The 12,527-nt window shown below is 46.5% G+C and carries 10 protein-coding genes and 1 other RNA gene; 9 read left to right on the top strand and 2 right to left on the bottom strand.

The features are described from left to right. Positions 1-140 precede the first annotated feature (140 nt). The 5 genes from FND36_01045 to FND36_01065 all read left to right on the top strand — a co-directional run bounded on the left by FND36_01045 (position 141) and on the right by FND36_01065 (position 7,231). Entirely contained in the window at positions 141-2,864 is a 2,724-nt protein-coding gene (locus FND36_01045) for a hypothetical protein (GenBank protein QDW72740.1), read from the top strand. A 180-nt stretch (positions 2,865-3,044) separates the two neighbouring features. Next, a complete protein-coding gene (locus FND36_01050) occupies positions 3,045-3,557 on the top strand; it encodes a hypothetical protein (GenBank protein QDW72741.1) in 513 nt (170 codons plus the stop codon). Between the two features lie 302 nt (positions 3,558-3,859). After that, on the top strand, positions 3,860-4,936 hold the full coding sequence (locus FND36_01055; GenBank protein ID QDW72742.1) for an opine dehydrogenase: 1,077 nt from the start codon (positions 3,860-3,862) through the stop codon (positions 4,934-4,936). A gap of 25 nt (positions 4,937-4,961) precedes the next feature. Further along, positions 4,962-6,374 carry a hypothetical protein gene (locus tag FND36_01060; GenBank protein QDW72743.1) on the top strand — a complete coding sequence of 471 codons (1,413 nt, stop codon included), beginning with the start codon at positions 4,962-4,964 and terminating at the stop codon, positions 6,372-6,374. 128 nt (positions 6,375-6,502) lie between these two features. Continuing rightward, positions 6,503-7,231 (top strand): GntR family transcriptional regulator, encoded by a 729-nt coding sequence (locus tag FND36_01065; GenBank protein QDW72744.1) that lies wholly within the window; start codon positions 6,503-6,505, stop codon positions 7,229-7,231. Positions 7,232-7,233: 2 nt separating this feature from the next. On the opposite strand, the gene FND36_01070 is transcribed toward FND36_01065, so the two are convergent. Further along, entirely contained in the window at positions 7,234-8,157 is a 924-nt protein-coding gene (locus FND36_01070; GenBank protein ID QDW72745.1) for a creatininase family protein, read from the bottom strand. Positions 8,158-8,274: 117 nt separating this feature from the next. Between FND36_01070 and FND36_01075 the strand changes: the two genes are divergently transcribed. The 4 genes from FND36_01075 (at position 8,275) to FND36_01090 (ending at position 12,188) form a co-directional block, all read left to right on the top strand. Then, positions 8,275-9,279, top strand: coding sequence for a hypothetical protein (locus tag FND36_01075; protein QDW75503.1), 1,005 nt, complete (start codon positions 8,275-8,277; stop codon positions 9,277-9,279). A gap of 20 nt (positions 9,280-9,299) precedes the next feature. Further along, a complete protein-coding gene (locus FND36_01080) occupies positions 9,300-10,727 on the top strand; it encodes a deoxyguanosinetriphosphate triphosphohydrolase (protein ID QDW75504.1) in 1,428 nt (475 codons plus the stop codon). A gap of 66 nt (positions 10,728-10,793) precedes the next feature. After that, positions 10,794-11,690, top strand: a complete 897-nt coding sequence (locus FND36_01085; protein ID QDW72746.1) for a hypothetical protein — start codon at positions 10,794-10,796, stop codon at positions 11,688-11,690. Between the two features lie 27 nt (positions 11,691-11,717). Then, positions 11,718-12,188, top strand: a complete 471-nt coding sequence (locus FND36_01090; GenBank protein ID QDW72747.1) for a nucleoside deaminase — start codon at positions 11,718-11,720, stop codon at positions 12,186-12,188. Between the two features lie 34 nt (positions 12,189-12,222). On the opposite strand, the gene ffs is transcribed toward FND36_01090, so the two are convergent. After that, positions 12,223-12,484, bottom strand: an RNA gene (ffs, locus tag FND36_01095) — signal recognition particle sRNA large type. Positions 12,485-12,527 lie beyond the last annotated feature (43 nt).

Genomic DNA, 12,527 nt, shown 5'->3' on the forward strand with positions numbered 1-12,527 from the left:
CCACCGAAGACGTAACATTTATTTACCAAATTTATTAAGAAAGAGGTAAAAAAAGAATGATTGAAGGATCAAAGTAAAGGCGGGTATCAAAGAAAAGTTTGATATCCGTCTTTACTTATGTCAAAATAGAGATATGGAGTATGCGGTTATGGAAGGAGAGGGAAAAGATGAACATATATGAGGGTGTGCTGAAGTTTGGAGGGACATGGAGAACTTATCAGCAGAGGGTGCTTGACCATACGCAGGAATACTTAAATGACGGAAAGGTTCATATTGTGGCGGCGCCTGGTTCCGGGAAGACGACTCTCGGAATTGAATTGTTCCGAAGGCTGGGAGAACCATGTCTGATCTTATCCCCCAGTATCACAATCCGCCAGCAGTGGATCGCGCGGATCAAGGAGGGCTTTTTGCTGGAAGGAAACAGAGTAGAAGACTGGTGCTCTAATAATATCCAGAAACCTAAAGCCGTGACAGCGATTACTTATCAGGCTCTCCATAGCTGTATGAAACATTATATGGGGGTATTGAAAGATGAGGGAGAGGAAGGAAACGAAGGTGAACAGTCAGAGGAAGAACTTGTAGATTATAGGGAGTTCGATATATATCAGGCGATCCGGGAAGCCAAGATCGGGACGATCTGTTTGGATGAAGCCCATCATCTAAGGAGTGAGTGGTGGAAAGCGCTGGAAGAGTTTTTGAAAAAGGTGCCCCAGATGAAGATTATTTCTCTGACGGCTACCCCTCCCTATGACAGTACCCCGGCTCAGTGGAAGCGGTATATAGATATGTGCGGCCCCATCGATGAAGAAATCTTTACACCGGAGCTGGTAAAAGAAGGAAGTTTGTGTCCGCATCAGGACTATGTTTACTTTAACTGGCCTACAAAAGAAGAAACTCTCGCGGCAGAAACCTATCTGCGAAAGACCAGCCAAGTGATGGAAGAGATAAAGGAGGATCGGGATTTTGTTCAGATGATCGCAGCTCACAGGGGCATTTTAAGCCCTATGGAATATAGCGAGAAATTCTTGGATGATCCCCAATATTTTTCTTCGATTTTGATCTTTTTACAGGAGATGGGTGTGCCTTTCTCGCCCTATCTGAAAGAACTCCTTGGAACGAAGGGGAAACTTCCCAAACTGGATAATACATGGATGGAAGTGCTGCTGCAAGGATTTTTATATGAGGATACAGAGGCCTATCCCTGCGACAAAGTGTACCGGGAGCAAATAATTGAAAAACTGAAGGAAGCAGGCTGCATCAGGAGGAAAAAGGTCTGCCTGGCCCAAAATGAAGAAATCACCAAGCTTTTGGTAAAAAGCGCGGGGAAATTGAAAAGCATCGGGGAAATCGCCCGTTCAGAGCAAGAAGGTCTTGGAGAAAATTTGCGGCTTCTGATCTTGTGTGATTTTATCAAGAAAGAAATGCTCTCTTATATCGGAAATGAGGAAAAGGAGATCAAAGAGATCGGCGCGGTCCCGATTTTCGAGTATCTGCGCAGACAGAGGATACCGGGTCTGCGGCTTGGAGTATTAAGTGGAAGCGTTGTGATCGTACCGTCTGATACAGAAGAAGAACTAAAAGAGCTTCTGATCCAGTATGGCTGCGAGGGAACATTATCAGCGCTTGGAGATACTGGTTACAGCAAAGCTTCCATTAGGGGGAATGGACATCATATGGTAGCCGTGATCACGGAGCTATTTACAAGAGGAAGAATGAATGCCCTGGTAGGAACAAAATCTCTGCTTGGAGAGGGGTGGGATTCTCCCTGCATCAATTCTTTGATCCTTGCTACTTATGTGGGGTCTTTTATGCTGAGCAATCAGATGCGGGGAAGGGCAATCCGTGTATTCAAAGGAGAACCGGATAAAACCAGCAACATTTGGCATCTCGCGTGCATTCTTCCTCAGAAAAAGGGGAAGGCAAAAGGAAGTGACCTGTCGGGAGATTATGAGACTTTGGTACGGAGATTTGATGCTTTTCTTGGAATATCTTATCAGGAAGCAGTGATCGAGAGCGGGATCGGGCGGCTCGGACTAGGTGATAAACTGGATTCCAAGGGAGCGATTGAAAAGGTCAATGGGCGGATGCTGAAGCGAGCCCGCGACCGGGATGGCCTTCGCGCGGCTTGGGAACAGTCGCTGAAAGTGATTCATGGTGATATGGCGGTAGAAGAAGTACAGGAGATAGAGAAAGATAAAGCGGAGATTGGTTATCTTTTTGCGAACGCGGTCGCCTGTGAGATCGTTTCTGTGATCGGAACGGTGCTGTTTTTCTGCTGTCGGGTATTTCTTGAGGCAGGGACAAGTGTGCGTTCCGTTCCCGCGGTGCTGGCTGGAGTTGGATTCTTGCTGTGCGCCATTGGAGCGCTGCGGTATGGATACCGGATCGTCAGCCTTATGACGCCTCAGAAGCGGGTAAAGAAAACGGCTGAGGGAATTCTTGCGGCGCTGATCCAGATCGGGAAGATTGAAGATCCGGAACACTGCCGGGTAGCGGTGGAAGAAAGCGATGTGCTGGTGGGAGCCTATTTAAAGGGAGGAAGCACCAGGGATAAGACACTTTTTGCTGCTTGTCTCAGCGAGCTGTGGGGAGTGATCGACAATCCAAGATATCTCTTGATGCGCAAGCGCGGAAAAGAGCGGGCGCAGGAGTCTTACGCAGTGCCGGAGATATTCGGAAAGCACCGGGAGGAGGCGGATATCTTTGCATCCTGTATGCGAAAGGTATTGGGATCTTATGTGGCGGTATACACTAGAACGCCAGAGGGAAGAAAACTTCTTCTAAAGGCCAGGACCCGTTCCTTTGTAAATAAGAACGACCAGCTCTTAACGGGTAAGAAACAGGTGAAGGGAAAGTATGAATAATATGCTGTGGTAAACCCTTGTATTTCTTTTGCTATCGTGTTATCTTTTTATTATTCTAAATGGCGGCAGTTTCTGCCGCCTATCTATTTTACGGGACTATTTTCCAATGCTCCGCACAAAGGAAGAAATCCGTGAATTGAAGAAGCGGATGGAACGTTTATCTGCGAGATAGGAGGTCTTATGAGGAGTCGAAAGAAGGGAATCATAGGTATCAGTATTTTTCTGTGTTCATTTCTGGTTTGTGGTCAAGCGGTTTATGCCAACTCTTCCTGGGTATGGCTGACGGAGCAGAGGCCATATGAATTGCTTCCTGTGGCGGCGGCGCTTACGATCATCATAGAAGTGGTTGTCATTAAAATTTTTTTGAAGATCGAGAATACAAAAAGACTGATCGGACTGGTGGTGATTGGGAATCTGGCCTCTTTTGCCCTGCCATATCTTATGGAATATTTAGAAATGCGGGCATGGGGATATACAGATTGGGCGGAGATTTTTGATAGAGGACCCTTTTACATAGTGGGAGCTATTTATCTTTCACTGACGCTGATTGTTGAGATCCCAATTGTCAGTGTTGGAATGAAGAAAGAAATAGCGGGCAGGAGAAGAGCAATCTTAGTTATTGGGATGGCCAATGTGATCACTACAGCTATGGTCGGGATAGCAGAAAGACTTCTTTGTTATGGACAATGGTAGAATACATATTTTGTGATATCAAGGGAAAGCATGTACAAAAAAGACAGCACTCAAGAACGAGGGTTGTCTTTTTTTGGTGTGTGAAAAATTGAGCGGATTAGGACGGAATTGTGCATACTATTCATGAAAAATAAGAAAAAAGTTTGTGTTAAATTAATATCAATATAAATAATCAGAAATTACTTGACATATAAATGGTATTAAGAATATAATTATAAAAACAAAATTGTTCAACAATATTGTGCTTCAATTAAAAAGGTTGAACAAAAAGAGAACAGATAAAAAGAAAAGGAGGAAAGCGTATGAATATCACAGTATTTGGAAGCGGAAACGGCGGATGTACGCTGGCGGCGGACTGGGCATTGTCGGGACACAATGTCCGGTTATTTGACTTTGAGAAATTCCCAGATAATATTAACGCGATCAATGAAGCTGGAGGAATATCTATCTCAGGAAAAGTGGAAGGTTTCGCAAAGCTGGACTATTGTGGATTCGACATCGATCAGGCACTGGAAGACTGCGATATGCTGTTTGTTGTAGGTCCTGCTTACAGTACACAGCCTTTTGGGGAGGCGTGCAAAGGAAAATTGAAAGAGGGACAGCGGGTGATCATTGTGCCGGGGTCCTGTGGGGGAGCACTGATCTTCAAGAGGGCACTGGGGCTGGACTACAACGATGAAAGTGTAATCGTGGGAGAGACACATACACTGCCGTATGCCTGCCGGGTTATGTCTCCGGGAGTCATCCATGTTTACCATAAGTTGACAGGGTGGGTCTATATTGCGGCCCTTCCATCTAAATATACACAGGAACTATATGCAACCTTCAACCAGGTAAATCCTTGTGTTCCGGCTAAGAATGTTTTGCAGACAACGCTGACGAATGGGAATCCGGCAATTCATCCAGCGGGTACGCTAATGATGGCAGCTTGGATTGAGGCGACAAAGGGAGACTTTTATTTCTACGAGGATGGCATTCAGCCAGGAGTCGGCCGCCTGATCAAAGGCGTAGATGAGGAACGGATGGAGATTGCGAAAGCAATGGGATTTGATCTGTATCCGGGGCCGGTATTGACAAAGAAACAGGGATATCTGATCGATGATGATTATGAAAACTGCTATAGAAGCGCACCGGGGTTTAAGGGAGTGCGGGCGCCTCAGAAGCTGGATACCAGATATTTTCATGAAGACGTAGGATTTGGCCTGGTACTTTTTGAAGAATTGGGAGAAAAATTTGGGGTAGAGACGCCGGTGATCAGCTCTATTATCACTCTTGCGTCTACGATCATGCAAAGAGACTACCGGGGAGAGAGAATGAGAACGCTGGATAAGTTGGGGCTGGATAATCTGTCCTGTGAAGAGTTGATTCACCGGTTATAAGAGAAAGTGGGAAGGGGGAATTTTAATGAAAGAAAAGAAACAATCCAGGAAATTAACGTTTCCAGAGGCAATTGGGCTTTTGATTGTTTTCGTGCTGATCTTGATCTGGGGATCAATCATCAGCAAGATCCCGACAGGAATATCCATCTGTCTTTGTTCTTTAGCGGCAGGTCTATATGCCATCATCGTGTTGCATAAGACCTGGGATGAACTGCAGGAAGGAATACTGAAAGTGATCGGTATCGGTATGTCTGCGACATTAATCCTGTTGATGGTAGGTTTGATTTCTGGTTCCTGGTTGTCTTCAGGAACGACACCGATCTTGATATACTGGGGTCTGAAGCTTCTGAATCCATCCGTATATCTTGCGGTTACCTTCTTGATCACGGCTATCGGCGGCATGGCTACCGGATCGGCCTGGGCGATTATGGCAACCTTTGGAGTGGCACTGATGGGAGTCGCCAACGGACTGGGTATACCAACTCCGATTGCTGGAGCTGTGATCTGCTGCGGATCATATCTGGGGGACAAATGGAGTCCCCTATCTGATGTGACCAATTTGGCTTCCGCAGTAACAGACGAGAATTCCTTCCGCCTATTTGGCTGTATGATTCCAACATCTGGAGTCAGCGCAGGGATTGCGTTGATCATCTATGTAATCATGGGATTTATGATGGGCAATTCTGGGACCTTCGATGCATCTTTGACAGGTGATATTATAACAACATTGGAAGGAACCTATAATTTTAATCCAATTTTGATTCTTCCGATCATTGTGGTGGTAGTTCTGGCGGCAATGAAGAAACCAATTCTCCCGGCACTGGTGATTGGGGCGGCCATTGGCACAATTTTCGCTATATTTATCCAGGGAATGAGTGTGACAGATGCGCTGTCTGCTTTGTATAACGGATACTCTGTCTCCACGGGAAATGAAGCTATTGATGATTTGCTTTCCGGTGGAGGGCTTTCTTACATGATGTCATTGATTCTGATGTTATTCTGCGCTTTTGTGTTTGCGGGTATTATCGAGTCTATGGGAACTTTGGACGCAATCCTGGAAAAGCTGATCAAAGTGGCGAAAAAAAGAGGTCACCTGGTTCTGGTCAGCATGTTTACCACAATCCTGGGAGTATATTTAACCAGTTCTGTATATGTGTCCACCATTATGAATGGCCGCATGTATCTTCCAGCCTATGAGAAAGAGGGGATTGACAAGATTGCGCTGGCACGGACACTTTCAGAGTGCGCATCCAATTTTGGGGCAATCGTTCCTTGGAGCAACGGCGCTATTATTATGCTGAGTACCTTTGGAGTGGCCTGGTATGAATACGCTCCCTATATGTTCAATCACTGGCTGGCGTTGATTCTGGTAGCGCTGTGTGGATATACTGGGAAATTTCTGCCGCTGAAGAAGGAACCTCAAAAGGCAGAGGAATAAAAAGTAGAATTGCTGATATAGAATGAATCCTAATAGAAATATGTGCCGGATTTATGCTACAATAAATTCGGCACATATTTGATAAAATGGTAGATCAAAAAATGTAAGGTCTTGGAAGAGGGAGTATTATGGCGGTAGAAAGAAAATTATCTGCGGAAAATTTAGCATATGAAAAGATTAAAGATGCATTATGCCAAAGGAAATTTGGCCCAGGGACGAAACTTTTGGAACAGTCTTTGAGCACTGCGCTAAAGATGAGCAGGACGCCGATTCGACAGGCTTTAAAGAGGCTTGCTCAAGAGGGATATGTTGAGATTGTCCCCAATAGGGGAGCGTTTGTGGCACAGCCTGATATTACAGATATTCGGGAATTATACGATGTACGAATCGAATTGGAGATTTTTGCACTTCGTCTTGGGATTGAAGCTTTTACGGAAGAGGACTTTCGTTTCTTGGAAGAATTGATCGAGCAGGAATACCGTGCTTTTGAAACTAGGAACTTTTCTGCGTATATGGAAGCCAATCGATCTTTTCATACGACCATTGTAGATAAAGCGGACAACCATTATCTAAGTGATATTTTTGAGAATATTTACCAGCATATGGATACATTTTTGACACTATATGATAATTTCTATGTGCAGCTTGGACAGGATATCCGTTCGATTCAGGCGCATCGAGAGATGGTAAAAGCGATTCGGGAAAAGAATCAAGAGCATTTCGGAGAAATGGTACAGAAACTTTGTAATGATACTTATGAGGAATATAAAAATCGATATGTGCCTTGTGAAAATATTTATGCGATCCTGAGTCTTGGAGATGAAGCCGAGACTCAGGATGTGCGCTTTACGTTATGAACTTATTTTTTATAATCAAATTCAAAAGTCACGAATTCGTCAATAAAACGAAGGATATAGTCTACTACAGCATCACACACTTCTTTTCCAAGCTCGGCTGTGGCGTCGCGGGCGCTCTTTGAATAGTCCACGCCGGCGGCATGGCCGTGCTCGATCAAATCTCCGGTTTTAGTGACGTCTCTTGTACGCAGATTCAGATAAACAGCCGCGCCTTCAAATTCACCTCTGTGAAGGTCCAGAAGCTGAATATTTCCGATTTTCTGATTATCCGGAATGTGTGCCCGTTCCACTTTTACGATATCTGGATTAATGTGCATCATAACAGCGGTTTCTGTAATATCGCCATGTCCGATCAGGCCCCATTCGGGGTTCAGGTCCCCTGCCACTTCAAACCACTGGATATTCGCCACAGGAATATTTTTTAAACGAAGATATTGTCCTACGTCATAAAGCGCGTTATTATTGCCGCCATGTCCATTTAAGAATAAGAAATGGGTAAAGCCATAGGAAACAAGCTGATCGCAGACCTCCTGTATGTAGGCGGCAAGAGTAGTCTGGGAAACAGCCATGGTTCCTGGGAAGTCGGCATGATAGAGTGCGTGTCCATAAGGAACGACGGGCGCCACAAGTCCTTTGTCTGTTTTTTCACCGACCCTTTTCGCCAGGTATTCAGCGATGATCCAGTCGGTACCGACTGGAAGCGCGGGGCCGTGCTGCTCAGAGCTTCCGACAGGGATGATCGCCAGTTTCCTTGTCTTCATTGCTTCTTGATTTTCTTCCCATGTGTTTTCAAAAATAAAACTGCTCATAAAACAACTCCTCCTTTTTGATTCAGGTTTATCCGCTGCGCGGATACTTCTATTTTCTATGATAAGTAAAAAGAGAGCATGACGCAAGAGGCGATTCCGTCCAGTTGACGCACTCATACCAATTTGTTAGAATATAGGGGAAAAGTTAAGATTTATCAAGAAATATATAAGTTTACAAAGACGAAAGATAAATCCTGTGGGGTGGGTATGATAATCGAATAAGGAGGAAAGATGATGCTGGATTTAACGTTTGGTGAACAGGTCAAGATCGTGTTGAGCCGGAAAAACATGACGATCAAAGAACTTGCGGAAGAAATCGAGAAACGGACCGGAAAGAAAATGTCCCGCCAGAATCTGACTCAGCGGCTTGGAAGGGACAATTTTCAAGAGCAGGATATGCGTATGATCGCCGGAATTCTGGGGTGTCCTTTCCGTTTGGATATTTTAGAAGAAGGGGCAGGCGCGGAACGTCAAGAACGTTATGAAGCTGTGGAGGCGCAGGCGGCGGAGGTGCTCGAGGAAGCCCCGGAAGATATGGTCTCGATAGCAGAAAATCCAGAGGGCCGGGAAGCGGACGAAGAAGACTTTTCGTTGGAGCGAGATATTACGATCGGCGAGCTTGTAGATATCAACCAGGAACTGGATGAGATGATCGAGGAGGAACAAGGGGAGATGCCCCTTCAGGGACCTCCGGTAGAAGAACTTCTGGAAGAGATGGAAGAGATCGAACGGGAAGCAAAAGAGCGAAGCCAAGAGAGGATCAACCGGGAAGAGAGGGCGGAACAGGAACGGCAGGCACGCGGCTGGAAAGCCTATCTGCAGCGCAGAAAGCATAGAGACACTGAGGATTCGGTGACGGAAGCAGAAGCGGTGAAAGCCGTTGCGGCAGGAGAGTTGGTTTCCTATGACATGGAAGCGGCGGAAGAACCGGCATCAGAGGCGGAACCGGAGAATATTCAGATGCCAGAGGAATCTGTATCCGAAAGTAATGAGATAGAAGAAGATCTGGTCATGGAAGAGGAAGAAGATCTGGAGCGGGGAGACGTCAATCCCTATACGGGGAGAGAATATAAGAGCAACAGTGTACGTATGCATCCCAAACGGATCGGATATGTACAGGTCTATGACCGGGGAGAACATAAATGGACGGATATGACAGAGTGGGCGTTCCTTGGATATCAGGAGCGAAAAAAAGCGCTCCTTGGCAAGGATTATGAACCGCCGATCTATCTGGATTAGGAAGAAAAGGTGTGGGGAAGATGAACTGGGAGCAATTATTGTCCACCAAGAGAAACAGGGGAGGCGCTGGGAAACACAGATACGTGAAGAATACGGATCTGCGAAGTGAGTTTGAAAAAGATTATCACAGGATCATAGGGAGCGCTTCCTTCCGGCGGCTTCAGGACAAGACTCAAGTTTTTCCGTTGGACAAAAGCGACTTTATCAGGACGAGGCTGACCCATTCTCTGGAGGTATCTTCATTTGCAAAGTCTCTGGGACAGAATATCGGAGAAAATATATTGGTATATAAAAAGGACGGAGGATTCACACCAAGGATGAAGGAAGATATCTGCAGTATCCTGCAGTGCGCGGGACTGATCCATGATATTGGGAATCCTCCTTTTGGCCATTTCGGAGAAGTGGCGATCCGGGAATGGTTCGAGCGGAACCTGCCGACGCTTTTGTATAAAGGGACGCCAATTGAGCAAGTGCTGACTCCTCAGATGCGGGAAGACTTCTATCATTTTGAGGGAAACGCTCAGGCCCTTCGTTTGGTTTCTAAACTGCATTTCTTGGTGGATGAGCGCGGTATGAATCTGACGTATGCTTTGCTGAATACGATCGTCAAATATCCGGTGTCTTCGACTCAGATCAATAAGAAGTCCGGAGACATCCGGGAGAAGAAGATGGGGTACTATTATGCGGATAGGGAGATCTTTGAGGAGATCCAACAGGAGACGGGCACGAATGGCTGCCGGCATCCGCTGACGTTCATTTTGGAAGCGGCAGATGATATTGCCTATAAGACAGCAGATATTGAAGATGCGTTTATCAAAGGTTTTATCACTTATCATACATTATTAGAAGAATTGCTGGAGCTTCAGGAGAAATACGCGCCTGAGGACGGCGGTTCTTTTTATCCGGCAGAGAAACTGGAAGAGCTGTATCTGAGGGGGAAGGAACGGCATGTAGAGAACCCGGAAGAGTACGCGATCAAGAATTGGATCGTGCGAGTCCAGGGATTTCTGATCAACTGCGCCACTTATGGATTTACATCTAATTATAATATGATCATGAAGGGAGAGTACCGGTATGATCTGTTCCACCGAACATTTGCGGAGAAGCTGATGGATCTTTTGGGGGATTTGGCGTTTCGCAAGGTGTTTACCTCGGATGCGATATACCGGATGGAAGTGGCGGAGTCGGCAATGATTGATTTCCTGATGGACAAGTTTATCCGGGCGGTGATCTATTATGACGAACCAGGGGAGAAGCTGGGAACGATCGAGAGCAGAATGGTTTCTTTCATTTCCAGTAATTATAAGAATGCCTATCACTACCATGCCCAAGGGAAAGAGCCGCGGGAGAAGCTATACCTGAGGCTGCTTCTGGTGACGGACTACATCTGCGGGATGACGGACAGTTATGCCAAACGGCTGTATCAGGAGATTAAAGCGATCGTATAATATAGGTATTTTTTGCGGAAAAAGGGAATAGATTGTGGTAAATGAATCCAGATTGGAAGTGGAGGATTGAAACAATTTATTCGTTACCTGTATGAGTATGAGCAGGGAAAGAGAGTCCGCAATGTAGGATTTGTAAGAGTAGAGCAGACGGAAGAAGAAACGGTGGTCCATATTCACGGGAAGGGACTGCGGATACAGGGAACGCGTCAGCTTACGGTGTACCTTTTCTATGAAGAGGACGATACCTGCATGGGGATCCGGCAGGGGGAGATCGAGAATGTAAATCCGGCTGTAAATTACCGGCTGCGCTACACCAGACAAGATACAGGGGAGCCTGAGAATTATCCGCGGATTGACGGAGTGATCCTGGAGTCGGAGGGGCAGCGCAGATATGCGGCGGTGTGGGACGATATGCCGGCAGACATTAACCAAATGGTGATTTGGGAGAAAAAAACGGAAGTCCCCACAATAGAGCAAAACAAAACAGAGAGAGGAAAAGAGACAGAAAACGCGGCGGATATGCGGGAAGATGAAGGCGCTCAGGAGACAGAGGTTTTGGAAGACGGGATAGGGGAAGAAACTGTAAGCGAGCAATCCCGGGAAGCCCAATTCCGGGGCGTGAGGGCAGAGAGGGCTGGAAAGCCCGATGGGGACCGCGATCGCAAGATCCGCAAGATCCAGCGAAAAGACCTGGCGCAGCTCCCAAGATGTGAATGGAAACTGTCCAATAATAGTTTTCTGCTCCATGGATATTATAATTACAGACACCTTCTTCTGATTGAGGAAGGTGAGGCATGGAAGCTGGGAGTTCCCGGAATCTATCACGAGAAAGAGGCAAACGCTGCCGGAGCTTTTGGATTTGGCGAGTTTATACCGGCGGAAGAATTGGAAGGACTTGCGGTTCCGGAAGAATGGAATGTCCCGGAGACCTTTGGGTACTGGTGCAGGCCGGTACGCCACTAATAGCTGCGGAAGAAAAGAGGAAAAATCATGGCAGATACAGATGAAAAATATATGCGGGAGGCGGTACGGCAGGCAAAGAAAGCTTATGCCATCGGAGAAGTGCCGATTGGCTGTGTGATCGTTTATCAGGATAAGATTATCGGTCGGGGCTATAACCGACGGACAGTAGATAAAAATACGCTGGCCCACGCAGAACTGATCGCTATCAGGAAAGCCAGCAGGAAAATGGGAGACTGGCGGTTGGAAGGGTGTACTATGTATGTGACTTTGGAACCGTGTCAGATGTGTTCCGGAGCGATCGTACAGTCCCGGATGGAGCGGGTGGTGATCGGGTGTATGAATCCGAAAGCCGGCTGTGCGGGATCAATCCTGAACCTTCTGCAGATGGAAGAGTTTAATCACCGGGTTGATATTACAACAGGGGTGCTGGGAGAAGAATGCAGTCAGATGATGAAAGGATTCTTCCGGGAACTGCGGGAGAAAAAAAGAAGGGATTGACTGGCTCAATCCCTCGTTTCATTCCCTTATTTATTCGTGCGCTGCGCTTCGAACGAGACTTCACAGACGTTACCTTGGCAGCAGCTCGGTCCAGGCGCCCTTACGGCACCCGGAAGGTTCTGCTTAGTGCTGCTTCGTTCCCGACCTGACACGGTTCACAGATTTCCGTCGCGTAAGACCCAGACTTCTATACTACTTAACCAAGGGCAGCTCTGCAAAACAAGCCCTCTGCGCAGCATCACCCCTGCTATAGCGGATTGCAGGTACAAGGTACCGCTAACACCCCGGCTGCACGAGACTTAATTTTAACGTGTTTTAGAAAAAATGTCAATGGGGGAC

Source organism: Lachnospiraceae bacterium KGMB03038 (assembly GCA_007361935.1).
Taxonomy (GTDB): Bacteria; Bacillota; Clostridia; order Lachnospirales; family Lachnospiraceae; genus Massilistercora.